This window comes from Streptococcus sp. A12, from assembly GCF_905372335.1.
In the GTDB taxonomy this organism is placed as follows: domain Bacteria; phylum Bacillota; class Bacilli; order Lactobacillales; family Streptococcaceae; genus Streptococcus.
In genome coordinates this window covers 1-26,446 of the sequence record NZ_CAJPOU010000020.1, presented here as the reverse complement: position 1 = coordinate 26,446, position 26,446 = coordinate 1, and the positions used below count along the sequence as shown (strand labels likewise).

Annotated in this window: 31 protein-coding genes, 1 pseudogene and 1 riboswitch; of the genes and pseudogenes, 28 read left to right on the top strand and 4 right to left on the bottom strand. The window is 41.2% G+C overall.

Translation table 11 applies throughout. The annotated features are described in order from the left end of the window. The 5 genes and pseudogenes from QZ158_RS04365 to QZ158_RS04345 form a co-directional block, all read left to right on the top strand. Positions 1-293 (top strand): annotated as a pseudogene (locus QZ158_RS04365) (ABC transporter ATP-binding protein); the annotation flags it as partial. A 120-nt stretch (positions 294-413) separates the two neighbouring features. Next, a complete protein-coding gene (locus QZ158_RS04360; protein ID WP_293882613.1) occupies positions 414-968 on the top strand; it encodes a GNAT family N-acetyltransferase in 555 nt (184 codons plus the stop codon). A gap of 215 nt (positions 969-1,183) precedes the next feature. Next, positions 1,184-2,494 carry a branched-chain amino acid transport system II carrier protein gene (gene brnQ, locus QZ158_RS04355; protein ID WP_293882611.1) on the top strand — a complete coding sequence of 437 codons (1,311 nt, stop codon included), beginning with the start codon at positions 1,184-1,186 and terminating at the stop codon, positions 2,492-2,494. Positions 2,495-2,656: 162 nt separating this feature from the next. Further along, positions 2,657-3,364 (top strand): thiol-disulfide oxidoreductase-associated membrane protein CcdA2, encoded by a 708-nt coding sequence (gene ccdA2 / locus QZ158_RS04350; protein ID WP_023023299.1) that lies wholly within the window; start codon positions 2,657-2,659, stop codon positions 3,362-3,364. A 22-nt stretch (positions 3,365-3,386) separates the two neighbouring features. Next, positions 3,387-3,959, top strand: coding sequence for a TlpA disulfide reductase family protein (locus QZ158_RS04345; RefSeq protein ID WP_140814017.1), 573 nt, complete (start codon positions 3,387-3,389; stop codon positions 3,957-3,959). A 30-nt stretch (positions 3,960-3,989) separates the two neighbouring features. On the opposite strand, the gene QZ158_RS04340 is transcribed toward QZ158_RS04345, so the two are convergent. The 3 genes from QZ158_RS04340 to QZ158_RS04330 are packed head-to-tail and all read right to left on the bottom strand — an operon-like array spanning position 3,990 to position 6,797. Beyond that, positions 3,990-5,225 (bottom strand): NAD(P)H-dependent oxidoreductase, encoded by a 1,236-nt coding sequence (locus tag QZ158_RS04340; RefSeq protein ID WP_293882603.1) that lies wholly within the window; start codon positions 5,223-5,225, stop codon positions 3,990-3,992. An 18-nt stretch (positions 5,226-5,243) separates the two neighbouring features. Continuing rightward, positions 5,244-5,849, bottom strand: coding sequence for an NADPH-dependent FMN reductase (locus QZ158_RS04335; RefSeq protein ID WP_293882600.1), 606 nt, complete (start codon positions 5,847-5,849; stop codon positions 5,244-5,246). Positions 5,850-5,873: 24 nt separating this feature from the next. Continuing rightward, positions 5,874-6,797, bottom strand: a complete 924-nt coding sequence (locus QZ158_RS04330; RefSeq protein WP_293882597.1) for an FAD:protein FMN transferase — start codon at positions 6,795-6,797, stop codon at positions 5,874-5,876. A 215-nt stretch (positions 6,798-7,012) separates the two neighbouring features. Between QZ158_RS04330 and nox the strand changes: the two genes are divergently transcribed. The 20 genes from nox to QZ158_RS04230 all read left to right on the top strand — a co-directional run bounded on the left by nox (position 7,013) and on the right by QZ158_RS04230 (position 24,112). Further along, entirely contained in the window at positions 7,013-8,389 is a 1,377-nt protein-coding gene (nox, locus tag QZ158_RS04325) for a H2O-forming NADH oxidase (RefSeq protein ID WP_125329400.1), read from the top strand. A 107-nt stretch (positions 8,390-8,496) separates the two neighbouring features. Continuing rightward, entirely contained in the window at positions 8,497-10,038 is a 1,542-nt protein-coding gene (locus QZ158_RS04320; protein ID WP_293882593.1) for a ClC family H(+)/Cl(-) exchange transporter, read from the top strand. Positions 10,039-10,131: 93 nt separating this feature from the next. Beyond that, on the top strand, positions 10,132-11,001 hold the full coding sequence (efeO, locus tag QZ158_RS04315) for an iron uptake system protein EfeO (protein WP_293882590.1): 870 nt from the start codon (positions 10,132-10,134) through the stop codon (positions 10,999-11,001). 2 nt (positions 11,002-11,003) lie between these two features. Next, positions 11,004-12,212: an iron uptake transporter deferrochelatase/peroxidase subunit gene (gene efeB / locus QZ158_RS04310; RefSeq protein WP_293882587.1), complete on the top strand. Its 1,209-nt coding sequence runs from the start codon at positions 11,004-11,006 to the stop codon at positions 12,210-12,212. Beyond that, positions 12,190-13,872 (top strand): FTR1 family protein, encoded by a 1,683-nt coding sequence (locus QZ158_RS04305; RefSeq protein ID WP_293882584.1) that lies wholly within the window; start codon positions 12,190-12,192, stop codon positions 13,870-13,872. The genes efeB and QZ158_RS04305 overlap by 23 nt, the downstream gene beginning before the upstream one ends. Then, complete coding sequence (gene tatC / locus QZ158_RS04300) at positions 13,862-14,581, top strand: twin-arginine translocase subunit TatC (RefSeq protein ID WP_293882581.1); 720 nt, start codon at positions 13,862-13,864, stop codon at positions 14,579-14,581. Before QZ158_RS04305 ends, tatC begins: the two co-directional genes overlap by 11 nt. Positions 14,582-14,583: 2 nt before the next feature. Next, positions 14,584-14,784 carry a twin-arginine translocase TatA/TatE family subunit gene (locus QZ158_RS04295; RefSeq protein ID WP_223357050.1) on the top strand — a complete coding sequence of 67 codons (201 nt, stop codon included), beginning with the start codon at positions 14,584-14,586 and terminating at the stop codon, positions 14,782-14,784. A 152-nt stretch (positions 14,785-14,936) separates the two neighbouring features. Further along, complete coding sequence (locus QZ158_RS04290) at positions 14,937-15,530, top strand: hypothetical protein (RefSeq protein WP_293882570.1); 594 nt, start codon at positions 14,937-14,939, stop codon at positions 15,528-15,530. Continuing rightward, positions 15,527-16,156 (top strand): hypothetical protein, encoded by a 630-nt coding sequence (locus tag QZ158_RS04285; protein WP_233332523.1) that lies wholly within the window; start codon positions 15,527-15,529, stop codon positions 16,154-16,156. Before QZ158_RS04290 ends, QZ158_RS04285 begins: the two co-directional genes overlap by 4 nt. A 258-nt stretch (positions 16,157-16,414) precedes the next feature. Then, the gene (locus QZ158_RS04280) at positions 16,415-17,044 is read left to right on the top strand and encodes a hypothetical protein (protein ID WP_233332525.1); all 630 of its coding nucleotides are present in this window, start codon (positions 16,415-16,417) and stop codon (positions 17,042-17,044) included. Continuing rightward, complete coding sequence (locus QZ158_RS04275; protein ID WP_293882561.1) at positions 17,035-17,328, top strand: hypothetical protein; 294 nt, start codon at positions 17,035-17,037, stop codon at positions 17,326-17,328. The genes QZ158_RS04280 and QZ158_RS04275 overlap by 10 nt, the downstream gene beginning before the upstream one ends. Continuing rightward, on the top strand, positions 17,328-17,507 hold the full coding sequence (locus QZ158_RS04270; RefSeq protein WP_293882558.1) for a hypothetical protein: 180 nt from the start codon (positions 17,328-17,330) through the stop codon (positions 17,505-17,507). The genes QZ158_RS04275 and QZ158_RS04270 overlap by 1 nt, the downstream gene beginning before the upstream one ends. 8 nt (positions 17,508-17,515) lie before the next feature. Further along, positions 17,516-17,842, top strand: coding sequence for a hypothetical protein (locus QZ158_RS04265; RefSeq protein ID WP_293882555.1), 327 nt, complete (start codon positions 17,516-17,518; stop codon positions 17,840-17,842). Positions 17,843-18,016: 174 nt separating this feature from the next. Beyond that, positions 18,017-18,142 (top strand): hypothetical protein, encoded by a 126-nt coding sequence (locus QZ158_RS04260; RefSeq protein WP_023023285.1) that lies wholly within the window; start codon positions 18,017-18,019, stop codon positions 18,140-18,142. 56 nt (positions 18,143-18,198) lie between these two features. Then, on the top strand, positions 18,199-18,759 hold the full coding sequence (locus QZ158_RS04255) for a sugar O-acetyltransferase (RefSeq protein WP_293882551.1): 561 nt from the start codon (positions 18,199-18,201) through the stop codon (positions 18,757-18,759). After that, positions 18,756-19,478: an alpha/beta hydrolase gene (locus tag QZ158_RS04250; protein ID WP_293882548.1), complete on the top strand. Its 723-nt coding sequence runs from the start codon at positions 18,756-18,758 to the stop codon at positions 19,476-19,478. The genes QZ158_RS04255 and QZ158_RS04250 overlap by 4 nt, the downstream gene beginning before the upstream one ends. Before the next feature lie 179 nt (positions 19,479-19,657). Beyond that, positions 19,658-20,641: a GMP reductase gene (gene guaC / locus QZ158_RS04245; protein ID WP_293882545.1), complete on the top strand. Its 984-nt coding sequence runs from the start codon at positions 19,658-19,660 to the stop codon at positions 20,639-20,641. Further along, positions 20,634-20,729: riboswitch (purine riboswitch) on the top strand. Its footprint overlaps the gene before it by 8 nt. Positions 20,730-20,804: 75 nt before the next feature. Further along, on the top strand, positions 20,805-21,386 hold the full coding sequence (locus QZ158_RS04240; RefSeq protein WP_293882542.1) for a xanthine phosphoribosyltransferase: 582 nt from the start codon (positions 20,805-20,807) through the stop codon (positions 21,384-21,386). Beyond that, positions 21,386-22,648 (top strand): nucleobase:cation symporter-2 family protein, encoded by a 1,263-nt coding sequence (locus QZ158_RS04235; RefSeq protein ID WP_293882539.1) that lies wholly within the window; start codon positions 21,386-21,388, stop codon positions 22,646-22,648. The genes QZ158_RS04240 and QZ158_RS04235 overlap by 1 nt, the downstream gene beginning before the upstream one ends. A gap of 117 nt (positions 22,649-22,765) precedes the next feature. After that, positions 22,766-24,112, top strand: coding sequence for an MATE family efflux transporter (locus QZ158_RS04230; RefSeq protein WP_293882536.1), 1,347 nt, complete (start codon positions 22,766-22,768; stop codon positions 24,110-24,112). Between the two features lie 177 nt (positions 24,113-24,289). Here the strand turns inward: QZ158_RS04230 and QZ158_RS04225 are convergent, their stop codons facing one another. Continuing rightward, on the bottom strand, positions 24,290-24,472 hold the full coding sequence (locus QZ158_RS04225; RefSeq protein ID WP_001117401.1) for a 4-oxalocrotonate tautomerase: 183 nt from the start codon (positions 24,470-24,472) through the stop codon (positions 24,290-24,292). Positions 24,473-24,584: 112 nt separating this feature from the next. On the opposite strand from QZ158_RS04225, the gene QZ158_RS04220 reads away from it, so the two are divergent. The 3 genes from QZ158_RS04220 to QZ158_RS04210 all read left to right on the top strand — a co-directional run. Further along, positions 24,585-25,169 carry a thymidine kinase gene (locus tag QZ158_RS04220; protein ID WP_293875150.1) on the top strand — a complete coding sequence of 195 codons (585 nt, stop codon included), beginning with the start codon at positions 24,585-24,587 and terminating at the stop codon, positions 25,167-25,169. Positions 25,170-25,190: 21 nt separating this feature from the next. Next, the gene (locus QZ158_RS04215) at positions 25,191-25,670 is read left to right on the top strand and encodes a GNAT family N-acetyltransferase (protein WP_293875147.1); all 480 of its coding nucleotides are present in this window, start codon (positions 25,191-25,193) and stop codon (positions 25,668-25,670) included. A 9-nt stretch (positions 25,671-25,679) separates the two neighbouring features. Next, positions 25,680-26,446 (top strand): PCRF domain-containing protein (locus tag QZ158_RS04210; RefSeq protein WP_293875144.1); only part of this gene is annotated, 767 nt, incomplete at its 3' end.

Below are 26,446 nucleotides of genomic sequence, written 5' to 3'. Positions count from 1 at the left end.
TTGCGCGTGCCCTTCTAGCTGATCCTAAAATTTTGATTTTGGATGAAGCGACATCCTCAGTGGATACCCGCCTGGAACTCTTGATTCAAAAGGCTATGAAGAACTTGATGAAGGGACGGACTAGCTTTGTCATTGCTCACCGCTTGTCTACAATCCAAGAAGCGGATAAGATTTTAGTCCTTAAAGAGGGGCAAATCATCGAACAAGGGAATCATGAGTCTCTTTTGGATGCAAAAGGATTCTATTACGACTTGTATATGAGCCAATTCACCAAGAAAGTAGATGCTCAATAAAAACGTCAAAAAAGAGCAGTCGCTCTTTTTTGTTAGGCAAAACACTTCATTTTGTTAGAAGTCGGATTTCTTGAAGGTGGTTGTTTTATTTGCTATAATCGTAGCAGAAATGGAGGCTTTATGCGCTTAACCAGCCAATTAATCACTGAAACGTTCCCAGATTTGGACAAGGTCGAGAGGTTAAATATTGAGGCTTTTCCAGAAGAGGAACGAATTTCTTTATCGGAGTTTTTACGCTATACGGATAATGATGACGCTCACTTTTTCGCTTTTTACAATGAGGAAGAATTTGTCGGATTTGCCTTTGCTATTTCAAATACCAAGGCCTTTTACGTCAGTTTCTTTGCCATTATGCCTCACTTGCGGAGTCACGGCTATGGTCAAGAAATTATTGAAAAATTAGTGGAATTTTACCAACGGACCATGTTGTTAGAAGTTGAGAGATTGGATGAAGAATGTGATAATCTAGAGCAACGTCAAGCTCGGATGGATTTCTATATTCGAAATGGCTTTAAAACAGCCAATGCTTTTCTTGAATACGAAGACCTTAGTTTTGAGATTCTCTACCGAGGAGAGGGCTTCGATGAGGAGGCCTACCGTGATATCTTCCGTAAACTTCAGGAAGAGAATTATTTTGATTTCCGTATCCAATACCGACGCTTTAGTGAAGATTAAAAACAAAAGTGCTCCTCTGTTAGATAGTAGAGAAGCACTTTTTTAATTAATGGATGAAGATGTAAATAAGTGCATTAATTTGTACCCTGATATTTCATAACAAAATAGCTCAACCCATAAGTTAGTTATTAAGTGAATAAATCAGATAAAAAGAATTGCCGTGGTGGAAGAAAGCTGTTATACTAGATAAGATTGAAAAATGTAAAGGAGAACACATGTTACGAAAAGGTTCCTTAACAGGTTTACTGTTATTTGGTATTTTCTTCGGTGCAGGGAATTTGATCTTTCCACCTGCGCTAGGTGCCCAGTCGGGTAGCCATTTTTGGCCAGCTATTGCTGGATTTGTCTTATCAGGAGTGGGGATTGCCATTGTTACCCTGATTATTGGGACGCTCAATCCTAAAGGTTATATTCATGAGATTTCACGTAAAATCGCCCCTTGGTTTGCTATCGTTTATCTGGTAGCCTTGTACCTCTCTATTGGTCCTTTCTTTGCTATTCCAAGAACGGCTACCGTTTCCTATGAAGTTGGGATTGCCCCCTTGTTAGGACAATCTGGCAGTAGACTCTTCATTTTCACCTTGGTTTATTTCTGTTTAGCCTATTTGATTGCCCTCTATCCATCTAAGATCCTAGATAGTATTGGACGGATTTTGACACCAATCTTTGCTATCTTGATCGTTGTACTGGTTGTCCTAGGTGCTCTCAAGTACAGCGGACACGCGCCACAAGTGGCAACAGGAGCCTACCAAGCATCTGCCTTTGGTCAAGGTTTCCTTGAAGGGTACAATACCTTGGATGCCCTTGCTTCAGTGGCCTTTAGTGTGATTGCGGTAACAACCCTCAATCAACTTGGTTTCACCAGCAAGAAGGAATACATTAAAACCATCTGGATCGTTGGAATCGTTGTAGCCATTGGCTTTAGTATTTTATACATTGGGTTGGGTTACCTTGGAAATCATTTCCCAATTCCAGCAAAAGTGATGGCATCTGATGCCAATAAAGGGGTCTATGTCCTTTCAGAAGCGACCAAGGCTATCTTTGGGCCAGCTGCTCAAATCTTCCTTGCGGGTATGGTGACGGTGACTTGCTTCACGACAACAGCCGGTTTGATCGTGTCAACAGGGGAATTCTTCCATAATACCTTCCCTAAAATCTCTTACAAGGTCTATGCGACAATCTTCACTTTGATTGGTTTTGCGATTGCCAATCTTGGCTTGAGCGCCATTATTGCCTATTCATTACCTGTCTTGATGATCCTCTATCCAATCACCATTACTATAGTGTTGATTGTGATTGTAAACAAATTTACTCAACTATCAAAACCAGGAATGCAACTGACTATTTTCTTAGTTAGCTTGGTGGCGATTGCAGATGTTCTTGCAAGCACCTTCAAACTTACAGGTCTTGCAAACATCATTAAAACTTTACCATTTGCTACCCAATCCCTCCCATGGTTACTCCCAGCAGTAGTTGGTATTGTCATCTCTCTTTTCTTGCCAAATAAACAAAGCGCAGAAGAATAATAAGTCGTCAATTGAACTCCAGAGTGATATTCTTTGGAGTTTTTGTTTGGCTTTGAAACTGGTTTCTAAATGATTGTTTAGAAATCAAAGCGTAGCAGAAATTTTTAATTTAGGAGCTGGAATGTTATACTAGTTGTAGCATATCAATATACGGAGTATTTTATGAATCAAATCGTTTTCTCCTTCACTGTCTTTCTGGCAGGGATTCTCTCCTTTTTCTCTCCCTGTGTCTTCCCTTTGCTTCCGGTATATATCGGGGTCTTGCTAGGAAGTGATCAGGAAAAATCCATTCAAATTTTTGGGAAGAAGATTCGCTGGCATGGTCTCGTAAAGACCTTGTGTTTTATCGCAGGGATTTCTGTTATTTTCCTCATTATTGGTTTCGGGGCAGGTCTACTTGGTCAAATCATGTACACCAACTGGTTCCGATACTTGATGGGAGCGCTGATCATTATCCTTGGTCTTCATCAGATGGAAGTCTTTCACTTTAACTTCTTAGAAAAGCAAAAGACAATGGATTTCGGGGCGAACAAGCACAAGAATGAATTACTTTCAGCTTTTCTGCTTGGGCTTGGTTTTAGCTTTGGCTGGACGCCATGTATCGGTCCGGTTCTCGGCTCTGTACTTGCCTTAGCAGCATCCAATGGTCAAGATGCCCTCATGGGTGCTCTCTATCTCTTTATCTATACATTAGGGATGGCTATTCCGTTTTTACTTTTGGCCTTAGCGTCTGGGATTGTTCTCCCATACTTTAATCGTCTAAAACCCCACCTCTTGTTACTGAAGAAAATTGGTGGCTTGATCATCATCATTATGGGGATTTTGTTGCTCTTGGGACAATTGAATAGCTTGTCTGCTATCTTTTCATAAATCAAATGGAGGTTTACTCATTATGAAAGTTATTAAATACGCCTGTTTTTCGCTTCTTTCTCTATCCATTCTGACTGCTTGCTCTATGAATCAGTCTGAAAGCGGCATGAACAATCAATCCATGGATAATCAATCAATGACCAATACAACTGCTAGTAAACATCCCTTGGTAGGAAAAGAAGCCAGTGACTTCGAGCTAAAGGATATGAAGGGGAATACAGTCAAACTTTCAGACTATAGAGGCAAAAAGGTTTACTTGAAATTCTGGGCGACTTGGTGTGGTCCTTGCCGACAAAGTATGCCTGAACTGAATAAATTGGTTGAAGAAAAAGATAGGGACTTTGAGATTCTCACCGTTATGGCACCGGGGATGCAAGGGGAAAAAACAGAAGAAGAGTTCGTCAAATGGTTTGCCCAACAAGACTATCAATCAGTTCCTGTTTTGTACAATCCGGACGGATCTGCCTTTATGAATTACCAAGTCCGTTCGATCCCTACGGAAGTCTTTATTGATAGCCAAGGAAAGATTGGACATGTTCAATTAGGGGCAATTTCAAATGAAGATGCCAAGAAGATTATCAAAGAGTTGAAATAAAAAAATGAAGCATAAAGCTTCATTTTTTTATTAGTTGCTTGCACCAGATGTAGCATCAGCAGCTGCGTCACCGTGTCCTCCAGCATCTGAAGCACCTGAAGTTGCGTCTGCATCCCCATGGCCGCCAGCAGGAGCGAATGGTCCGCTACCGCCTACTAAGCGTTGACCAGTTGTTTGAAGGTACCAGTCCAACCATGGCTGGAAGTTAAAGACAATTTCGTTGATACCAGCATATGAACCATCTGGATAGTACATAGCTTGATAGTTGTGAGTATTGATCACGCCTTCAGGAGATCCTGGAACAATAGTACGAACATATTCCTGGTTTCCATTGCGAAGAGTACCGATGACCCATTCAACGTTTTTCATACGTGCTGGTGGAAGAGAACCGTGAACGGTTGACATCCGGCTACCTGATTGAGGTGGCACGCGTTTTGCAAACATGGTATCTGGATCTTGGTGGGCATTGTTGTAGTAGAGAAACTGGTTGTTATCATCAGCATATGTCAATTCGAAAGGCATAGCTTTCAAGAACATATCGATTTGATTAACAGTCAGGATACCGTGGTCCAATTTGACGTATGTATCACCAGATACAGCCCCTGTAATTTCTGCAACTTTTTCTACCCAATCTGGATCATCCGGATCAACCTCAGTAATAGTAGTAGCGATTGGTTTTCCGCAATCCAAATCTTCTGGTTCAATTGGTTTTGGTTTTTTCAATTTAGAAACGACTCCTACGTATTTCACAAAGTTATCTAAACAGGTTTCAAGGAATTTTACAGTCCCTTCGTTAATGATGTTGCCATCTGCATCAAAAGCTTCTTTCGCTTTTCCTAGAAGAAATTCATTTCCTGGAAGGGTATAGGCATTGACACCTGGAGCATCCAGAATCTTACGAAGGTGAACTTGGGCACGAGAAGTCCCTTGGTCATAGTAAGAAGCACCCACAATCATGACAGGTTTGCTTTCAAAAGGATGCACTTCATAGGATAGCCATTCTAGTACAGATTTTAGACCTGCTGAAATGGTGTGGTTGTGTTCAGGAGTTGCGATAATGACTCCGTCGGCACGGGTGATTTTATTGTTAAGGAGACGCAATTGGAAGCTTTCGTCCCATTTTTCATCTTGGTTAAACATTGGAATTTCGTCGATTTCAAGAACTTCTAATTCAAATTTGATCTTAAAATGACGACGGATGAATTCCAAAAGTTTGCGGTTATATGATTGGTCGTAGTTTGATCCTACAAGTCCTACAAATTTCATGCTAGTATGTCTCCTATCTTACAAGTTTTCCCAGTCGAAGTCTTCGGCATCTTTGCGAAGCAATTCTTGAGCGTTGCGCAGTTTTTCAGTAACTTTAACAAAGATACGGAAATCATCAAAGATGGCATCGAGTTTCTTGATGACATCAAGATCTACCAAGTCACCATTTTGATCAAATGCTTGAAGAGAGTGAGAAAGCAAAAATTCGTCTGGAAGGACAGTTGCTTTGATTTCTGGTGAGTTCAAGATTTGACGAAGCTGCAATTGAGCGCGAGATGAACCAAGTGTACCATAAGAAGCACCTGTAATCATCACTGGTTTGCTTAAGAGTGGGTAAATCCCATAAGATAGCCAAGCAAGGGCGCTCATCAAGACAGCTGGGATGGAATGATCGTATTCTGGTGTGCCAATGATAACACCATCAGCTTCCTCAATTTTTGCAGAAATCTCTAAGATAGCTTCAGGAACTTGTTTGTTGGCTGGCTTGTTGAAGACAGGGATATCTTTGATCTCAACCAATTCAATCTCTGCCTTGTCAGCAAAATGCTTTTGCATGTATTGAAGTAGTTGGCGGTTTGTTGAACGTTTGGAGTTTGTTCCAACGATCGCAATAAGTTTTGTCATGGAAATTCCTTTCTGAAATTAAAATTACAAATAATCATGTAGCCCACTGGTATAGGCGAGACGACCTGACTGATATACTAGAATAGTATCTATGCCAGGTAAGGTTTCAATAATATTTAAAATGTTGGTCGGTTCTTCACCGAACAAGCGGGTGGTCCAAATCTCCCCATCGACTGATCGATCAGAGATAATCGTGAGACTTGCCAGTTCCGTTTCGACAGGATAGCCAGTATCAGGATCAAAGATATGATGGAAGGACTGGCCGTCAACCTCGAGGTGACGAACATAGGTACCTGATGTCACAACGGACTTATCTGTAACAGATAGAACGAGTAAATGTTCCCCTCTTGGAAGTTGAGGATTTTGAATCCCGATTCGCCAAGGGCGATGACTGACAGGATTTTGACCAAGGGTAAGGATATTGCCCCCTAAATCAATTAAAGCCTGTTCAACTCCCTGACTCCTAAGATAACTAGCTATTAAATCAGCACTAAACCCCTTAGCTAAAGCCCCTAAATCAATTTTCATCCCTTTCCTTTTGAGAAAAACAGTTTGTTGATTTGGATCCAAACAAATTTGATGAGGGTCAATGACTGTTAGGGCTTGTTCTATTTCCCCTTGATCAGGCTTCCTAGCATCTGAAAAACCAATTCTCCAAGTTTGGACAAGTGGACCAATCGCAATGTTTAAATGACTTCCTTGCGCCTGACTATGAGTCGTTCCAAGTGCAATCAGCGAAAAAAGATCCGGGTGAACCTTTACGGGTTCAATGCCAGCCTTTTGATTGACCTCCATCAATTCAGAAGAAGAATTATTGGCACTAAAGCGATGCTCATAGGATCGCAGGAGACTAAAGCAATCGGCCAGTATTTGGTCAGCTTGTTGATGAGAAATCGAAACGGATATGGTGGAGCCCATTAGGCGTTCTGATCGACTAGTTAGTTCCACAAATAGTAAACCACCTTTCCAATATTCACCTACTTCAAGTTTATCAAAAAGAAAGCCATTCCACAATCCCCCCAAGCAAATTTATTGACATTTTTCAGGACTTATGCAAATTGATTTGAAAATAAAATCACAAATTGTAAGCAAAAAAATTGGAAACGATATCATTTTCATGTTATAATTGTATGGTAAATAAAATTAAAGGTAGGATTTTTTCTATGAGTAAAATCGTAGTTGTGGGTGCTAACCACGCTGGAACTGCATGTATCAACACAATGTTGGATAATTTTGGAAACGAAAATGAAATCGTTGTTTTTGACCAAAACTCAAATATCTCATTCCTTGGATGCGGAATGGCTCTTTGGATTGGTGAACAAATCGACGGACCTGAAGGCTTGTTCTATTCTGATAAAGAAAAATTAGAAGCTAAAGGCGCTAAAGTTTACATGAACTCACCAGTTCTTTCAATTGACTACGACAACAAAGTTGTAACTGCAGAAGTAGATGGTAAAGAACACAAAGAATCATATGAAAAATTGATCTTCGCAACTGGTTCAACTCCAATTTTGCCACCAATCGAAGGTGTTGAAATTGTCAAAGGGAACCGCGAATTCAAAGCGACTCTTGAAAATGTACAATTCGTTAAATTGTACCAAAATGCTGAAGAAGTTATTAAGAAACTTGAAGACAAGAGCAAACACCTTGAGCGCATCGCTGTTGTAGGTGGTGGTTACATCGGTGTTGAGCTTGCTGAAGCATTCGAACGTCTTGGAAAAGAAGTTGTCCTTGTTGATATCGTTGACACAGTATTGAACGGATACTATGACAAAGACTTCACACAAATGATGGCTAAAAACTTGGAAGACCATAACATCCGTTTGGCACTTGGTCAAACTGTTAAAGCTATCCAAGGTGACGGTAAAGTGGAACGCTTGGTAACTGATAAAGAAACATTCGACGTAGATATGGTCATTCTTGCTGTTGGTTTCCGTCCAAACACAGCTCTTGCTGATGGTAAGATTGAACTCTTCCGCAACGGTGCCTTCCTTGTAGACAAGAAACAAGAAACATCAATCCCAGGTGTATACGCTGTTGGTGACTGTGCGACTGTATATGACAACGCTCGTAAAGACACTAGCTACATCGCTCTTGCATCAAATGCGGTACGTACTGGTATTGTAGGTGCTTACAACGCTTGTGGACATGAGCTTGAAGGAATCGGTGTGCAAGGATCAAACGGTATCTCTATCTATGGTCTTCACATGGTTTCAACTGGTTTGACTCTTGAAAAAGCAAAAGCAGCAGGCTACAACGCTGTTGAAACTGGCTTCAACGACCTTCAAAAACCAGAATTTATCAAACATGACAACCATGAAGTTGCCATTAAGATCGTTTATGATCAAGATAGCCGTGAAATCCTTGGTGCTCAAATGGTATCACGTGATGCTGCAATTTCAATGGGTATCCACATGTTCTCATTGGCAATCCAAGAGCATGTTACAATTGAAAAATTGGCATTGACAGACCTATTCTTCTTGCCGCACTTCAACAAACCATACAACTACATTACTATGGCTGCACTTACTGCTAAATAATGTTGTCCAAAAAACGCTCATTAGAGCGTTTTTTTGCTGTTGTCTTACTCAAGAGCTATAAAAAATAGTATAATGAAAGCAATCAATCTGGGAGTTAAAGAGAATTTATGAAACAAAGTCAGCAAATCCAAAGAGAATTTCAATCAACCTCAAGATCTATTTTATCTCAGGTTAGCAGAGGTGTTTTAGTAGGGCTCGTAGTCGGCGCGATTGTCTCGAGTTTTCGATTTTTTATTGAGCATCTCTTTCATGTTGTCCAGGGATTGTATAAGGATCTTGGAAGAAGTCCAATCAATTGGATCATTATCCTCTCGATGTATCTTTTTATTATTCTACTAGCTAGCCAGCTCATCAAAAAGAACAAAAACGTTAAAGGATCTGGTATTCCTCAAGTAGAAGCAGAATTAAAAGGACTGCTTCAGATAGACTGGTGGGCTACGCTTTGGCAGAAGTACATTTTAGGGATTTTAGCAATTGCAAGTGGTTTGATGTTGGGTCGTGAAGGCCCCAGTATCCAACTTGGCGCCATGGGAGGAAAGGGGCTGGCTAAGAAACTTGCGCTTAGTCCTGTAGAAGAAAGAGCCTTGATTGCCAGCGGTGCCGCAGCAGGTTTGGCAGCAGCCTTCAATGCACCGATCGCTGGTCTACTCTTTGTAGTAGAAGAAGTCTACCATCATTTTTCTCGTGTCTTCTGGGTATCGACCTTGGCCGCGAGTTTGGTCGCAAACTTTGTCTCTCTCAATATTTTCGGTCAAACACCTGTTTTAAACATGCCAGACCACATCCCCCATATCGATTTATCCAGTTATTGGATTTTCTTAGTCATGGGAATTTTTCTGGGCCTAACAGGTTATTTCTATGAAGTTGCTGTTTTAAATATTGGTCGGCTATATCAAAAGTTTGGTAGCTGTTTCAAGGTGACTTCTCTTTACTATCCACTCTTTGCCTTTCTTTTGATCCTACCAATTGGTTATTATTTTCCTTACTTATTAGGTGGTGGCAATCAATTGGTTTTGAACTTAGCCCATGTTCCTCTTAGTATCCAGACACTAGTCTTTTATTTTGGGATACGGTTTATCTGGAGTATGATCAGTTACGGGAGTGGTCTTCCTGGTGGCATCTTTCTTCCGATTCTAGCTCTAGGCTCTGTTTTAGGAGCCTTGGTTGCGGCTGTTTTGTTGAAGTTTGGTCTCATACATTCGAATCAACTGCCCTTGTTTGTTATTTTGGGAATGAGTGGTTATTTCAGTGCCATTTCAAAAGCACCCTTGACAGCCATGATTCTAGTGACCGAAATGGTAGGAGATATACGAACCTTGATGCCGATTGGCTTGGTGACTTTGACAGCTTACATTACCATGGATCTAGTAAAAGGTGCCCCTGTCTATGAAGCTATGCTGGAGCAATTGATGCCTGAGGTGACTAGCTGTTCAGATGTCTTAACCCTAATCGAAATTCCAGTATCAGAGAAAATAGCAGGCCGTCAGGTTCGAGATTTAGATCTACCGAAAGACCTCCTGATCACAACTCATCAGCATAATGGAAAAAACAGTACGGTGCATGGTAGTACCCTCCTCTATCTAGGAGATAGCATCTACCTCGTAGTAAAAGAGACAGATATCGGTCGGGTAAAAGAATTACTTCTTTAGTTCATTTTATTAAAGTTTTCTGACAATTGTTGAAAAATGAGAAAATCTTTGCTATAATAGATCACGTAAAAAACGAATCCAGGAGAAATTCTCATGAAAAAACTTGCAGTAACACTCTTATCAGTCGCTTTATTAGCAGGCTGTGCCAATACATCTTCAAAAAACACAACTACAAATAGTTCCTCTTCAACAGTGAAATTGTCAAAAGAGGACCAAAAAGCCTTGGATCAGGCGACAAGTGAATACAAGGAGTTTGTGCAAGGCCAAATCGATCAGTTGTTAAAAGATACAGAGGAATTTCAAAGAGTCCTCAAAAGTGGTGATCTAGAAGAAGCCAAGAAGGTCTATCCTTTGATTCGGATGTCTTATGAACGATCTGAACCAATCGCGGAAAGCTTTGGGGAGTCTGATGTCAAGATTGACTTCCGTTTGGTTGACTATGTCGATGAAAACAAATCAGAAGAAGGATGGTCAGGCTTCCACCGTATCGAACGCATCCTCTGGGAACAAAATACAACCCAAGGCACTGAAAAATATGCAGAGCAATTGGTAAATGATATCAAAGAGTTGAAAGCTAAGATTGCGACAGTAGAAGTAACGCCAGATTTGATGTTGACAGGTGCGGTTGACCTCTTGAATGAAGTGGCGACACAAAAGATCACTGGGGAAGAAGAAATTTTCTCTCATACAGATCTCTATGACTTCCGTGCCAATATCGAAGGGGCTGAGAAGATCTTTGCTCTCTTCAAACCACTCATTGAGAAGAAGGATGCCAAGCTAGTGAAAACCCTTGAAACAGAATTCAAGGCAGTGAATAACCTGTTAGACAAACATATGACAGATGATTCCAACTATAAATCATATACAGATCTAACAGAAAAAGATACCAAAGAACTAGCAGAAGCAGTTACAAAATTGGGGGAACCACTCTCTCAAATGGGAATCATTTTAAACGGTAAATAACAATGACAAAAGACGATAAATTTTTTGAAAAGAAGATGGATCGTCGCGAATTTCTGAAAAAAGCAGGTATTGGGGGAGCAGGCTTAGCACTTGGTCTATCCGGTGCTTCTGCTTTTTTCGCTAATAAGGAGCAAGGCTCCAGGAATATCGCAGACGGTCAAGAAGAAATTAGTTTTTACGGTAAGCATCAGGCAGGGATTACCACGCCCATGCAGAAGAATATCTATTTTGTGGTGCTGGATCTCCGGACGACAGATAAAAACGAATTGATTCAGTTGTTTAAAGAATGGACAGATTATAGCCAGAAATTAGTCAATGGCGAACTGGTCAAAAAGGATGGTTCCAACGCTCTCTTGCCACCAAGTGACACTGGAGAAACTGTCGGACTAAATCCTTACCGCCTCACCCTAACCTTTGGTGTTTCAGCTAGCTTTTTGGCCAAATTAGGCCTTGAGAAGAAGCGTCCCAAACTCTTCCGGGATCTGCCAGCTTTTCCTAAGGAACAGTTGAGAGAGCAGTATACGGGTGGTGATATTGTCATCCAAGCATGTGCAGATGATGAGCAGGTAGCCTTTCATGCTGTCCGCAATCTGATCCGTAAAGGACGGAACAAGGTGACCATGAAGTGGAGCCAATCAGGATTTGCTGCTATTGGGGATCGCATGGAAACTCCAAGGAACCTCTTCGGCTTCAAGGATGGGACTGCCAATGTCACGACAGAGAAAGATTTTGATAAGGTAGTTTGGGCTGATAGTCAAGACTGGATGAAAAACGGCTCTTACATGGCTGTCCGCAGGATTATCATGCACCTAGAGACCTGGGATCGTACCAACCTGCAGGAGCAAGAAAATACCTTTGGACGCTATAAAGAAAGTGGCGCACCATTTGGAAAGAAAAACGAGTTTGACGAAGTGGACCTCTCCCTCTTACCAGTTGACTCACATGTCCGTTTGGCCAAAGAAGTGGATCTGCCAATTTTGCGACGCTCTTATTCTTACTCTGATGGGATTGATCCGAAAACGGGGCAGTTTGATGCAGGATTGCTTTTTATTGCTTTTCAAAAGGATCCAGACCGCTTTGTGAAAATCCAAACCAATCTTGGGGCAGACGATAAGATGAATGAATATGTGACCCATATTGGCAGTGGACTCTTTGCCTGCTTCGGAGGTGTAAAGGAAGGAGGATACATTGGTCAAGACTTATTTGAATAAATTGTTAGTCGTCCTAGTAGCCTGTCTCTTTTTCATCGTGACTCCTGTCCAGGCCGAATCCTATAGTGATCTCTTTATCAAAATCACCGATGCAACGACAGCAGTTCGGGATAAAGATCAAGAAAAGGCTCACACTCTTGTCGCAGAGATAAAAGAAGAATTTCTGAAGAAAGCCAATCATGATTCCAAAGCAGGAAAAGAAGTCCAGAAAAGTCTGGACTTGGAAGGCGAGATCACAGAAAAGCAATTGGTGACTGTCTCCACTTCCTTGCTAGCCTTTGAAAAAGAGCAAAATCCAGTCGATCTGGATGCTGAAAAGGAGAAGCTAGAAACTCGCTTGAAACCTTACTTTGAGAAGCTTCAAGAGGCGATTACAGCAAAGGATCTCCAAGCGACACGAAAGGCTTATGCCGATTTAAACAACACTTGGACCCGGAATGAGGCGGTTGTCAGAGATCATAGCACTGCATACTATGGAAAGGTAGAAACAGCCATTTCCTTCTTGAGAAGTGCCATCGAAACAGAGCCTACAAACTTTGACTCTATCCAATCTTCTTACAATGACTTAAAGAATGTACTGGATCAATTTATCAGTGGGGAAAAGATTGAGGAGACCAGCTCCAATCTGACTCTTTCAGACGGGATCAAGCTCCTCAAGAAAGCTCTAAGCCTCTTCCAAGCCAATGACACTAGCCAAGCTAGTCAAGTCATGAAGGAGTTCATTACCATTTGGCCAACAATCGAGGGCGATGTCAGCACGACCAATCCAGCTCTCTATACCCGAGTAGAAAGTCAAAGTCCAGTTATTATGGTCAAGGGGAAGGAAAGCAAGTATCAAAAGCAACTGGAAGCTCTGATTAGTGATCTGTCTGCTATTGATACCACCGCCTCTTATTCGGCGATTGACGCTATGTTGATCCTCTTACGCGAGGGAGTTGAAGCACTTTTGATTATCATGGCTTTGGTGACAGTTCTCAAATCAGCAAAACTATTCAAAGGCTTGAAATGGGTTTATGCAGGTGCTCTTCTAGGAATCCTGGCCAGTGCAGCTATTGCAGTCGCTTTTCAATTCTTATTCCCAGCTGTGACCTCGGCTTCCAACCGTGAGGTGATCGAAGGGGCAGTAGGGATCATTGCAGTAGGCATGATGATTGTCATTGGGATTTGGCTACATCGCAAGTCCTCTGTTAAAAAATGGAACCAATTCATGGAAAGTCAGATGAAGGCTGTGACAGCAACTGGAAGCTTTATTTCTATGTTTGCCCTCAGCTTCTTAGCTGTTTTCCGTGAGGGAGCTGAGACCATCCTTTTCTATGTGGGGATCCTCCCTCGTATTCGCTCCTTTGATTTCTTCCTAGGGATTGGCTTGGCACTTGCAGTTTTAGCCATTCTTGCTATTCTCATGACCAAGGCAAGTCATCTGGTCAAGCCACATAAGATTTTCTTCATCCTGACTTGGATGATCTATGCCCTGGCCTTTAAGATGCTAGGGGTGAGCTTGCACGCGCTCCAATTAACCAACATGCTTCCCAATCATATCTTGAGTAATTTCCCGACGGTCGATTGGGCGGGGATCTATCCGAGCTGGGAAGTTCTTGCTTGCCAAGTTCTATTCGTTCTTATTGTCGGGATTGTAACGGTGAAGCAGCATGAAAAATGAAGATAGAAGGCTCACTATTGTAGAGCATTTAAGCGAGTTTAGACGACGCTTCATCGCTTGTATCCTTTGTTTCTTCGTTGTCTTTTGTGGAGCCCTCTTGTTTTCTGATCAGGTTTATGCCTTTTTGACGGCTGGATTTCGAGAGAAACTCTTGGTCCTTGGCCCTAATGACATTTTAAGCATCTACCTTCAGTTGGCAAGCTTAATAGCCTTTACCATCACCCTGCCCTTCACTCTCTTTCAAGTCTGGCAATTTGTAAAACCAGCATTGAGAAAGGGAGAAGCAGGAGCTATTCTGCTCTATGTGCCGGCAAGTTTGCTTTGTTTCTTGCTAGGCTTACTCTTCGGCTATTATCTGGTTAGTCCAGCTATTCTCGAGGTGCTCCTAAAGTTGGGACAAGGCCAGTTTACCATCCAGTTAACGGCACAGAACTACTTGGCCTTCATCTTTCATACGACAGTGCCTTTGGGTGTCTTGTTTGAATTGCCGGTCCTTGTAGCTTTTTTGACTTCGATTCATATCTTAACGCCAGACTGGTTAAGGCGGCATCGCCGAATAGCCTACTTTCTATTGTTGGTACTAGCAGTCATCCTGACCCCTGCTGATTTCATCAGTGATTTAGCAATGACCGTGCCCCTGATCTTGCTTTACGAAGTGAGTCTGGGCATCAGTCGCATCATCTTTAACCGTATACAAAAAAGGAGATAAATATGGGAATTTTACGTGATATCGGTGCACCAGGACTGATTATTATCATCCTGGGAGCCCTCTTAATCTTTGGACCAAAGCGTTTGCCTGAGTTAGGACACTCGCTTGGGAAAATGTTCTCTGAATTCAAGTCAGCCGTAAACAATGGTGCTGCTGAAAAAGAAGAGGACAAAGAAAAGACTGGTAAGACAGAAGAGAACTAGTCTTATAAATAGTTTAAAAGCATTTCATGATGATGGAATGCTTTTAAATTTTGTTTCCTTTCAAATATTCATACACTAAAGTAGCAGGAATAACGATGAAAACGCCAACAAATATGCTATACTATAAGAGTAGACAGAAGGAGGATTAACTGATGAGAAGAAAATGGGTCATGATCATTTCTATTTTGTTTTTAATCCTATCTGGTAGTTACTTTGTCTATAACAAGATAACGAAGCCGAATCTTGGACCTAAAACAACTAGATTATACAAGCGAGGCTTTCGACTTCTAGAAGAGCAAATCGGAACCTATATCAAAGACCACTATACTGGGATCGAAAAGATTGAGTTCTCTCCAATCTACGTTACTGAGGAAGGGTCAACTTTCTCAAATGTCTATATCCGTCCAACTATTTATGATAAGCATGGAAATAAAGCTACTCTCGGTACTAAAGTTAAAAATTTAATTCCAAGTGATATTGGTATCATCTCATACATAATAGCTGATTTTGATGGAGATGAGAATGAAGTTATAGAATTAACGGACTCAAATGGGAAATTTATTGATGTTTCCAATGAACAATACTTACCTAATGAAGTTAAACTGACTAGACAGGAACTTATAGATGAGAATATAGAATTATTAGTAGAAGATGGTCAGTTAAAAGGAGTCGTAAAAGATGAAAAAGGGAGTCCGAATGCAGAAATTGTTTATAATACGGAATTCCAAAAAGGAGGAGCGAAATGAAGAAGAAGCTCTTTAGGCTTGCCTTAGTTCTTGCTATTTTGATTGCTGCAAGTATGTTGTATCTTAACAAAAAGATGGAAGAGCAGAAAGATCCATACAACGTGAGTACTGTGTTAGACGACAAAGGAGTGAAACTTTACAAACGAGGATTTCGTTTGTTAGAAGAACAACTGGCAACTTACATTAAAGAACATTACTCTGGTGTCAGTAAAATAGAGTTTTCACCAATTTTTGTTCAAGGTGGAAACGGACAAACTATGTTCGATGCTAATATCGTTCCCGTAATTTATGACAATCATGGGAATAAGGCTTATTTAGGGCGAAAGGTTGGTAAGCATGGATATGCAAGCTACGGTCTTTTAGGAGATCTACGGTTAGATTTTAATGGATTTGATGAGGAAGTGATTGAAATTGATGTAGATGGTAAATTTCTTGCCATAACGAATTACAAAAGCTTGCCTCCAAAAGCTAAATTGACAATTAACCCCTCAATGGATGAAAATATTGTAGCGCTTGTCAATGCTGGTCACCTAAAAGATGTGGTAAAAAGTGAAAAAGGTAGTCTAAAAGCAGAAGTTGACTATAATACAGATATTAGGAAAGGAAATGAGTGGGAATGGCGTTGATTGAATGGCATTGTTTATAATTAATAACACATAGTAAGGCTAAAAGATGTTAAGAAATCAGATGTAGTAAGTCCGAATGCTGAAATAGACTACAACTTAGAAATTAAAAGAGGGAGCTACTCAGAATGGAAATAATCCTTTATTAATCAGGGGGGCTTATGGATAATATGGCAGGATAAATCGTCAAGATTAGAAATATTATGATATACTATAATAAAAAATAAAAGCGTTTTCATAAAGGTGTGAGGTAGGTAAACAATGAAGAAAAAAAAATTTGCGATCATTGCAGTTCTTATAGTTTTAATTTCAGGAGGAGTATATTGTATGACAAAATGGATTGAACACAAAAACTCTCCATATAATGTTAGTGATGCTTTAGACGACAAAGGAGTGAAACTTTACAAACGAGGATTTCGTTTGTTAGAAGAACAACTGGCAACTTACATTAAAGAGCATTACTCTGGTGTCAGTAAAATAGAGTTTTCACCAATTTTTGTTCAAGGTGGGGATGGGCAGAGCATGTTTCATGCCAATGTTGTTCCTGTCATTTATGATACTCATGGTAATAAAGTCTATTTAGGTCGAACAGTTCAAAATTTCGGTTATGCTAGTTATGGAGATTATGGTGATGTCAGATTGGATTTTAATGGATTTGATGAAGAAATAATTGAGCTAAGAGTAGGAGATGATTTTATTGATATTGCAGGCAATAAAAAACTCCCTGAGGAAGTCAAACTATCATCTAACCCCAAGATGGATGAAAACATTGAAGCGCTTGTTAAAGATGGACAGCTGAAGGACGTGGTTAAAAGTGAAGAAGGCAGTCCAAGTGCAGAGGTTATTTATAATACAGAAATCAAGAAAGGATATCATTGGGAATGGCATTAAATGATGAACAGGTACAGGAATTACAAGTTGATGTGTTAAAAATAATAAAAGAAAAAAATGTTAATGAACAATTTGGTCTTGAAAGAAGCGGAAAGAAATATCAATTAATCAACGAAGTCAACGAAACCACCCAAGCCATTGCTGTTGCGCCTCTTGATAAGGAAGGGCACCCAGATTATAGTCAAACTACTATTGTTGTTGCCGGAACTCAAGCTCCCGATGGAGACATTAATAATCATGTTATAGAGTCTGGATTTAATGCAGTAACAGCAAGAGTTTCCTAATGGCCGAAGGGGCTATTTTACAAACTTGCCTGGCTAATCAGGCGTTTAAAATGCAGAATTTCGCCACTTCTCAAGTGCCTGCTTCCCTAGAAGGAGGATTAACGGGGGATGCTGCTGATGCCATCAAAAAAATTTTAACAGAAGTACCTAAACCTGATCTTTCCAGTCCAATACTTTAGGAGAATTCATGAATATCAATGATAAAATTAGTAAAGTCGAGAGTGATCATCAAGCTTTTAGGAGGAAAGTGGCGGATTATGAATTGGATTATCAAGATATGAAGCGAGAAGCAAAAAGACTATCTGAATCTATGACCGATCTTATCATCTCCTTTTGTCATAACAACAATCAAGAACTTCCAATACATGAATTGTGGCTATTAGAAGAAAATAGAGATAACTTTGAAAAGAGTATTTCTAGGTTTGAAACTAGATTAAGCCAAACATATCAAGAGGAAAATAAACTTTACAATAAAAGTATGGAATCTCTTGAAAATATGAAAAAGAAGCTATGACACTGATGACTGTTTATACCACTCTCTAGTATAGTTCACTCGTTCCTCCTGTCTGAAAATTTTTGTAAATTACAAATTGAAAACAAATCAACTTTTGATAGCGTTTTCCTTGAATCTAAATTTGGCCAGGAGTATAATAGGGGGTGGAAAAAGTACATTAAAAAGGAGTGTGTCATGATGATCATTAGTGTGATTTTTGCTGTAGCTTACTTTTTGTTGGTTGCCCTTGTTGCGGCTCTTGTTTTCCGAGCGATAGGAAAGATTTTTGAGCTCTTCGATGGCTACCTGATGTACCATTAAGAGATAGACAAGCCCACTCACTATGAGTGGTTTTTTACTATAGGACGGAGATAATTATGAAGACGGAATATGAAAAGATGATTGCTGGCGAGTTTTACAGTCCCATGGATCCAGAATTGAGAAAGTTGGCACAAGAAGCTCGGGCCAAGCAATTTGCCTTTAACCAAGAAGCAGACGGTGAGAAGCGGAGTCAACTCATAAAAAGTTGGTTCGGGTCAACTGGAGAAAATCTATCCTTGGACCCCTTCTTGGCTTGTGACTATGGGGTCAATATCCACTTGGGAGAGAATTTTTATGCCAACTGGAGCCTAACCATGCTGGATGTCTGCCCGATCAGGATCGGAAAGAATGCCATGATTGGCCCCAATTGCCAATTTCTCACCCCTCTCCATCCGCTAGATCCGCATGAACGGAATGCAGGAAAAGAATATGGAGCTCCTATAACGATAGGAGATAACTTCTGGGCGGGTGGTGGAGCTATCATCCTTCCAGGCATAACCTTAGGCGATAATGTCGTCGTCGGAGCAGGAGCAGTGGTGACCAAATCATTCGGGAATAACGTAGTTCTAGCTGGAAATCCAGCCAAAATCATTAAGGAAATAGAGGTGAAAGAATGAGGTTTTACTTTATCGGAGGTCTCGGAAGTAACGAAAATCATATGAGCGAATTTGCTTCCTACTTTCCTTTTCCCATCACCTATCTAGATCCCTATAGGGTGAAACTGGAATCTGCAAAAGATATAGTAGATTGGTTTAAAGCCCATGCGGATTCTAATGAAAATACTTGTATCATTGCCCATTCACTAGGTGGAGATTTGGCTCGATACCTAGCATCCAATGAGCCACAAATTACTCACCTGGTTCTGCTAGATGGCGGCTATCTTGATATGGACCAGGTCTTACCACTAGAGCAGGAAATCGAAGAGACACTCGCCTATCTGAAGCAACAGGTTTTTTCATCGCTAGAGGAAGCAGTTGCAAGTGAACTTGGTGACACTGACAAGCCTTCCCAAGCCGCTATAAAGGCCATCCAATCCAGTTATCGTTGGAATCCTGACCTCCATCATTATGAACTGGATTTGGATCCACAAGCCGTTCTTTCCCTGCTGAGACTCAGACGGGAGCTTCGTTCTTTTCAAGCTCCACTAACGAAAACCAAGGCCTTATTCATCGGACCTAAATACGAAGATGAGCCCGATTGGAGAGCTAGAGCACTTGAAAATTTAGATCCTTCTATCAAGAAGGTACTCTTAAAGGATCTCGGTCACGATTTTTATACAGTAGTTCCTAATCTTGTCAGCAAAGAAATCATCAATTGGCTTCAGAATTGTTCATAAATAACTTATATACAGAAGTTGCTCTAACTAATCGTCTAATAATTTCCGAACATTAATTCAATAATCAGCATTCTAATTGAATCGACTCCGTATCTTTGCTATAATCTTGAATGGAAACGTCGGAAGACGAAGTGATGACGCATCACGATTTAAAATTTAGAAACGAGATTCCAATCCGTATGTTAAACGAATTTCCAATCTTTGATTACGAAGATATTCAATTAATCCCTAACAAGTGTATTATCAAAAGTCGTGCAGAAGCTGACACGACAGTTCAGTTTGGTAAGCACACCTTCAAGCTACCAGTGGTACCTGCCAACATGCAGACTATCCTGGATGAGGATGTGGCCGAGCAACTGGCTAAAGGGGGCTATTTTTACATTATGCACCGCTTTGACGAAGCTTGTCGCATTCCCTTTATCAAACGTATGCACGATCAGGGCTTAATTGCTTCCATTTCAGTTGGAGTAAAAGACTATGAATACGACTTTGTGACTCAACTCAAGGACGACGCACCAGAATACATCACCATCGATATCGCTCACGGACACTCAGATAGTGTCATCCAAATGATCCAGCATATCAAGAAGGAATTACCAGATACCTTTGTCATAGCAGGAAATGTCGGAACTCCAGAAGCTGTTCGTGAGTTGGAAAACGCTGGAGCAGATGCTACCAAGGTCGGGATCGGACCTGGTAAGGTCTGCATTACCAAAGTGAAGACTGGATTTGGTACTGGCGGTTGGCAGTTAGCCGCCCTTCGTTGGTGTTCAAAAGCAGCGCGCAAACCCATTATTGCAGATGGTGGCATTCGGACCCATGGAGATATTGCGAAATCCATTCGTTTTGGTGCTAGCATGGTCATGATCGGTTCTCTCTTTGCAGGTCACATTGAAAGCCCAGGGAAGACTGTTGAAGTCGACGGGGAAGCCTTTAAAGAGTATTATGGATCTGCTTCAGAGTACCAAAAAGGCGCCTATAAAAATGTTGAAGGTAAGAAAATCCTGTTACCAGCCAAAGGTCATCTGCAAGATACCTTGACAGAGATGGAGCAAGACTTGCAAAGTTCTATTTCCTATGCTGGAGGTCGCAAGGTTGCTGATCTCAAGCATGTCGATTATGTCATCGTAAAGAATTCGATTTGGAATGGTGACTCTCATTAAAACTACAATTACTTATTTATCTTGCGGATTGGCGCAAGGTCTCTACAAGGTGCCGGAACACCTAACAATAAGTAAGTCTTAGATTGATCCAGGGATACTTGGATTCTGTAGAGGCTTACTTGGTAAGTCTCTATTTTTTGTTCCAAACTGTTTAGGAGAAAACATGAAATTATTAGAAGAACGTATATTGAAAGACGGAAATGTCCTGGGAGAGAATATCCTCAAGGTCGATTCCTTCTTGACCCACCAAGTGGATTACCAGTTGATGAAAGAAATTGGGAAGGCTTTTGCGGACCGGTTTAAAGATGCTGGTCTGACCAAGGTTGTGACCATTGAAGCTTCAGGGATCGTTCCTGCCCTCTATGTGGCAGAAGCTTTGGAACTTCCCATGATCTTTGCCAAAAAAGCCAAGAATATTACCATGAATGAAGGGATTTTGACAGCAGAAGTCTATTCCTTTACCAAGCAAGTGACCAGTACGGTTTCCATTGCTAGCAAGTTTTTAACACCAGATGATCGCGTCTTGATCGTTGATGACTTTCTGGCAAATGGCCAAGCAGCTAAGGGCTTGATCCAGATTATCGAACAAGCTGGTGCGAGTGTTGAAGCAGTCGGTATCGTCATCGAGAAATCTTTCCAGGATGGCCGTGGACTACTTGAAGAACTCGGATATCCAGTTGTTTCACTTGCTCGTTTGGACCGCTTTGAAAGTGGTCAGGTTGTATTTAAGGAGGCAGACATCTAATGCAAAAACAAGAAAACCATTCACAGGCAGCCATTCTAGGGTTGCAACACCTATTAGCCATGTATTCGGGCTCTATTCTAGTACCGATTATGATTGCGGGCGCTTTGGGATATAATGCCCAGCAACTAACCTATCTCATCTCTACAGATATCTTTATGTGTGGGGTAGCCACCTTCCTGCAATTGCAGTTAAACAAACATTTCGGGATTGGTCTTCCGGTCGTCCTTGGGGTGGCCTTCCAGTCTGTAGCACCTCTTAGCATGATTGGGGCTAGCCATGGTAGTGGGGCCATGTTTGGTGCCTTGATTGTTTCCGGGATTTATGTGGTTCTGGTCTCAGGTTTCTTCTCTAAAATCGCTAACCTTTTCCCATCCATTGTGACGGGATCTGTCATTACGACCATTGGTTTGACATTGATTCCAGTCGCCATTGGAAACATGGGAAACAATGCTGAAGAACCAACGGTTCAAAGTTTGATTTTGGCCGTGATTACCATTCTCATCATACTTGTGGTCAACATCTATACAACAGGCTTTATCAAATCTATTTCTATTTTGATTGGGTTGATTGTTGGGACAGCTATCGCAGCTTCAATGGGCTTGGTGGACTTCGCACCTGTAGCACAAGCTCCAGTCGTTCACGTTCCAACGCCATTCTTCTTTGGAGTTCCTAAGTTTGAAATCACTTCAATTGTCATGATGTGTATCATAGCAACTGTTTCCATGGTCGAATCGACTGGTGTCTATCTTGCCCTATCAGATATTACAAAAGATCCAATTGATAGTACGCGCCTTCGTAATGGCTACCGTGCTGAAGGATTGGCCGTCCTTCTTGGCGGTATCTTCAATACCTTCCCATACACTGGATTCTCACAAAATGTCGGCTTGGTGAAATTGTCTGGTATCAAGACACGCCTTCCAATCTACTACGCGGCTGGTTTCCTCGTTCTTCTTGGTCTCCTGCCTAAGTTTGGAGCTTTGGCGCAAATCATTCCAAGTCCAGTACTTGGTGGAGCTATGCTAGTCATGTTTGGTTTTGTGTCTATTCAAGGGATGCAGATCCTTGCGCGTGTTGATTTTGAGCACAATGAGCACAATTTCCTCATCGCAGCTGTATCGATCGCAGCAGGGGTAGGATTGAACAACAGCACCCTCTTTAATGGCCTACCAAGTGCCTTTAAAATGTTCTTTGCAAACGGAATTGTTGTTGCCAGTGTCTTGGCTATCATTCTGAACGCCATCTTAAACCGCAACAAAAAATAATCTAAATAAACTGAGGATCCGTTAGATCTTCAGTTTTTTAATTTTTTTGACATTTAAGGAGACATATAGTAGAGTGGTAAGAGAAAATTTCACCATGATAAGAAGAGAGTATCATCCATGTATCTAACCCATCATTTTAAAGAGCGCTTGCGTTTGTTTATCAGTCTATTTATTCCTCTCCTGGTTTATCAACTCGCCAACTACTCTGCTAGTTTTGTTGATACAGCCATGACGGGGCAATACAATACCTTGGACTTAGCAGGAGTCTCGACTGCCACTAGTCTCTGGAACCCCTTTTTTACTTTTTTAACGGGGATTGTATCAGCTTTAACACCAATTATCGGTCATCATTTAGGGCAGGGGAATAAAAAACGAATAGCTTCTGATTTTTATCAATTTATCTATCTCTCTTTCATGATGGCTGTCCTCTTGATTGCTTTTGTCTTGCTGATATCACCGATTGTCCTAAGAAAAATCGGTCTAGAAAGTGTCGTAGCTGGGATAGCGACCCGTTATTTAGCCTTTCTCTCTCTGGGGATTTTGCCTCTTTTACTCTTTAGTGTGGTCCGTTCCTTGCTGGATACCTTGGGCCTCACTCGCTTGTCCATGTACCTCATGCTCCTTTTATTGCCTTTAAATGCAAGTTTCAACTACATGTTGATCTATGGAGCTTTTGGTCTACCTAAGCTAGGAGGAGCAGGAGCAGGACTGGGCACATCCTTAGCTTACTGGGTTCTCCTCATCATTGCTTTCTTGATTTTTTTCAAACATCCTAAAGTAGCTATCTACCAACTATGGAATATCCAACCTCTCAACCTCAAAGAGATGAAAGAGACAATCCGACTCGGCTTACCGATTGGAGGGATTGTGTTTGCAGAAGTGATTATTTTCTCTGTAGTGGGCTTGCTCATGGCTAAATTCCCATCTATGACCATTGCCAGTCACCAGTCGGCTATGAACTTCTCAACCCTTATGTACGCTTTCCCAGCTAGCATCTCCAATACCATGGCCATTATTGTATCCTTTGAGATTGGGGCTGGTCGTCCCGATGTCGTTCGTCAATATTGCCGGATTGGACGCTGGACAGCCTTTGGGTTTTCCATCTTTACCCTTACTTTCCTCTATCTGTATCGCTATCAAGTGGCGGGTCTCTATGGAAGTGACTCAGAATTTATTCATCAGACAGCAATTTTCATGACCTATAGCCTGCTGTTCCAAATAGCAGATACAGTCGCAGCACCGATTCAAGGGATTCTTCGGGGGTACAAGGATACTACCGTTCCCTTCTTACTTGGTGTCTTTAGTTACTGGTGTGTCTCTATTCCCTTGGGGATCTTTTTAGACCATGTCACTAACCTAGGTCCGTATGCTTACTGGATTGGCTTAATTTCTAGCATTGTCGTTAGTGGTATTTGTTACCAGATGCGACTATGGCAGATTCAAAAGAAATACCAAATTTCTTAAAAGAGGCTGGGACAAAAGTCCTAGCCTCTCAATTGTCTTTGGATTATCGAGCAAAACGCAGTGGTTGAGTGGGCTCTACTACGCTGATTTCATCAGCTTTTACAGCCCTACTCAACTGTGCGGAGGTGGGACGACGAAATCGAATTCTAACGAATTACCAATTTCTGTCCCACTCTCTTATTTAGTGCGCATCTCACCTTGAGGGAAGTAGGTTCCTTCAGGCATATCATTGATAATGACATGAACAGCAGATTGGGGAGCACCTGTATTCCGAACGACAGCCTCGGTTACTTCCTTGGCCAAAGCTTTCTTTTGTTCCAAGGTGCGCCCTTCGAATAAATCAATACGTACAAATGGCATTGCGCCACCTCCTTCATAAATCTTAACCTTATTTTATCACATTTTAGGATACAAAGCTGGGCAAAAATATGGTAAAATATAATGAAATACTTTTAGAGAGAACAGAAGGAAAATGGCACAATTATATTATAAATATGGGACTATGAACTCAGGTAAAACCATCGAAATTTTGAAGGTAGCCCATAATTATGAAGAGCAAGGCAAGGGCGTCGTCATCATGACTTCCGCAATCGACACGCGTGATGGAGTGGGAGTAGTTTCTAGCCGGATCGGTATGAAACGAGAAGCCATGGCCATCGAAGACGAGACAGATATCTTCGGTTATATCCAAAGGCTAGAAAAGAAACCTTACTGTGTCTTAATCGATGAAGCTCAGTTTCTCAAACGCCATCATGTTTATGACTTGGCGAGAGTCGTTGATGAACTAGATGTGCCCGTCATGGCTTTTGGCCTCAAAAATGATTTCCGAAACGAACTATTTGAGGGTTCTGAACATTTGCTGTTGCTAGCGGACAAGATCGAAGAAATCAAGACCATCTGCCAATACTGTTCTCGTAAAGCGATCATGGTTTTGCGCACTCAAGCGGGCAAACCCGTCTATGATGGAGAACAAATCCAAATTGGTGGACACGAGACCTATATCTCGGTTTGCCGCAAACATTATTTTGATCCAGATGTACCAACTGAAAGCGTCTAGAATGTTTTAGAGAGGATAATAATGTCTATTTGTTTAAAAGATATTACAATAGAGAATTATTTTGACGTTTTGAATCTAGAAGTTCATCCAAATCAAAGGAATTTTATTGCATCCAATTCTATTAGTTTAGCTGAAGCCTATGTATATGATAAAAATGGTGATTTTATAGCTCCCTTAGCAGTTTATGATAAGGAAGTATTAGTTGGTTTTGTTATGATTGCCTATGACCAGAAAATTGGGATCAGCAAAGGGAACTACTTGTTATTTCGTTTTATGATCGATAAACGATTTCAAGGTTTAGGCTATTTTAAACCGACTATGGATGCAGTCATTGACTTTGTTCGAACAGAGCCAGCTGGAAAAGCAACAAGTCTTTGGTTATCTTATGAACCGGAAAATAATCAAGCGAGATATTGCTATCTCCATTATGGATTTAAAGAAACTGGCGAAGTCATAGAAAACGAAATTGTAGCAATCTATGATCTAACAACCAAGAATTAAGGAGCAAACATGAATATCTATGATCAACTACAAGCTGTAGAAGACCGATACGAAGAATTAGGAGAATTATTGAGTGACCCAGATGTGGTCTCTGATACCAAACGCTTTATGGAGCTTTCAAAAGAAGAGGCATCCACTCGTGATACGGTGACAGCCTACCGTGAGTACAAGCAAGTCCTTCAAAATATCGTCGATGCTGAAGAAATGATTAAAGAATCAGGCGGAGATGCGGACTTGGAAGAAATGGCTAAGCAAGAGCTAAAAGATGCTAAGGCTGAAAAAGAAGAATACGAAGAAAAACTGAAAATCTTACTTCTTCCAAAAGATCCAAACGATGACAAGAATATTATCTTGGAAATCCGTGGAGCAGCAGGAGGAGACGAAGCACAATTGTTTGCTGGTGACCTCTTGCAGATGTACCAAAAATACGCGGAAAGCCAAGGTTGGCGCTTTGAAGTCATGGAAGCTTCCTACAATGGCGTTGGTGGGATCAAAGAAGTCGTGGCCATGGTCTCTGGTCAATCGGTTTATTCGAAACTCAAGTATGAATCTGGTGCCCACCGAGTGCAACGGGTTCCTGTGACAGAAAGCCAAGGGCGTGTCCATACCTCAACTGCCACAGTTCTGGTCATGCCAGAAATCGAAGAAGTCGAGTACGACATTGATCCAAAAGACCTTCGGATTGATATCTACCACGCATCTGGTGCGGGTGGACAGAACGTCAACAAGGTCGCAACAGCCGTTCGTATCGTCCACTTGCCTACCAACATCAAGGT

Bases quoted from the DNA above. Each gene is read 5' to 3' on its own strand.
- QZ158_RS04360 (WP_293882613.1), top strand. From the start codon at position 414: ATGCGCTTAACCAGCCAATTAATCACTGAAACGTTCCCAGATTTGGAC.
- brnQ (WP_293882611.1), top strand. From the start codon at position 1,184: ATGTTACGAAAAGGTTCCTTAACAGGTTTACTGTTATTTGGTATTTTC.
- ccdA2 (WP_023023299.1), top strand. From the start codon at position 2,657: ATGAATCAAATCGTTTTCTCCTTCACTGTCTTTCTGGCAGGGATTCTC.
- QZ158_RS04345 (WP_140814017.1), top strand. From the start codon at position 3,387: ATGAAAGTTATTAAATACGCCTGTTTTTCGCTTCTTTCTCTATCCATT.
- QZ158_RS04340 (WP_293882603.1), bottom strand. From the start codon at position 5,225: ATGAAATTTGTAGGACTTGTAGGATCAAACTACGACCAATCATATAAC.
- QZ158_RS04335 (WP_293882600.1), bottom strand. From the start codon at position 5,849: ATGACAAAACTTATTGCGATCGTTGGAACAAACTCCAAACGTTCAACA.
- nox (WP_125329400.1), top strand. From the start codon at position 7,013: ATGAGTAAAATCGTAGTTGTGGGTGCTAACCACGCTGGAACTGCATGT.
- QZ158_RS04320 (WP_293882593.1), top strand. From the start codon at position 8,497: ATGAAACAAAGTCAGCAAATCCAAAGAGAATTTCAATCAACCTCAAGA.
- efeO (WP_293882590.1), top strand. From the start codon at position 10,132: ATGAAAAAACTTGCAGTAACACTCTTATCAGTCGCTTTATTAGCAGGC.
- efeB (WP_293882587.1), top strand. From the start codon at position 11,004: ATGACAAAAGACGATAAATTTTTTGAAAAGAAGATGGATCGTCGCGAA.
- tatC (WP_293882581.1), top strand. From the start codon at position 13,862: ATGAAAAATGAAGATAGAAGGCTCACTATTGTAGAGCATTTAAGCGAG.
- QZ158_RS04295 (WP_223357050.1), top strand. From the start codon at position 14,584: ATGGGAATTTTACGTGATATCGGTGCACCAGGACTGATTATTATCATC.
- QZ158_RS04290 (WP_293882570.1), top strand. From the start codon at position 14,937: ATGAGAAGAAAATGGGTCATGATCATTTCTATTTTGTTTTTAATCCTA.
- QZ158_RS04285 (WP_233332523.1), top strand. From the start codon at position 15,527: ATGAAGAAGAAGCTCTTTAGGCTTGCCTTAGTTCTTGCTATTTTGATT.
- QZ158_RS04280 (WP_233332525.1), top strand. From the start codon at position 16,415: ATGAAGAAAAAAAAATTTGCGATCATTGCAGTTCTTATAGTTTTAATT.
- QZ158_RS04275 (WP_293882561.1), top strand. From the start codon at position 17,035: ATGGCATTAAATGATGAACAGGTACAGGAATTACAAGTTGATGTGTTA.
- QZ158_RS04270 (WP_293882558.1), top strand. From the start codon at position 17,328: ATGGCCGAAGGGGCTATTTTACAAACTTGCCTGGCTAATCAGGCGTTT.
- QZ158_RS04265 (WP_293882555.1), top strand. From the start codon at position 17,516: ATGAATATCAATGATAAAATTAGTAAAGTCGAGAGTGATCATCAAGCT.
- QZ158_RS04260 (WP_023023285.1), top strand. From the start codon at position 18,017: ATGATGATCATTAGTGTGATTTTTGCTGTAGCTTACTTTTTGTTGGTT.
- QZ158_RS04255 (WP_293882551.1), top strand. From the start codon at position 18,199: ATGAAGACGGAATATGAAAAGATGATTGCTGGCGAGTTTTACAGTCCC.
- QZ158_RS04250 (WP_293882548.1), top strand. From the start codon at position 18,756: ATGAGGTTTTACTTTATCGGAGGTCTCGGAAGTAACGAAAATCATATG.
- guaC (WP_293882545.1), top strand. From the start codon at position 19,658: ATGTTAAACGAATTTCCAATCTTTGATTACGAAGATATTCAATTAATC.
- QZ158_RS04240 (WP_293882542.1), top strand. From the start codon at position 20,805: ATGAAATTATTAGAAGAACGTATATTGAAAGACGGAAATGTCCTGGGA.
- QZ158_RS04235 (WP_293882539.1), top strand. From the start codon at position 21,386: ATGCAAAAACAAGAAAACCATTCACAGGCAGCCATTCTAGGGTTGCAA.
- QZ158_RS04230 (WP_293882536.1), top strand. From the start codon at position 22,766: ATGTATCTAACCCATCATTTTAAAGAGCGCTTGCGTTTGTTTATCAGT.
- QZ158_RS04225 (WP_001117401.1), bottom strand. From the start codon at position 24,472: ATGCCATTTGTACGTATTGATTTATTCGAAGGGCGCACCTTGGAACAA.
- QZ158_RS04220 (WP_293875150.1), top strand. From the start codon at position 24,585: ATGGCACAATTATATTATAAATATGGGACTATGAACTCAGGTAAAACC.
- QZ158_RS04215 (WP_293875147.1), top strand. From the start codon at position 25,191: ATGTCTATTTGTTTAAAAGATATTACAATAGAGAATTATTTTGACGTT.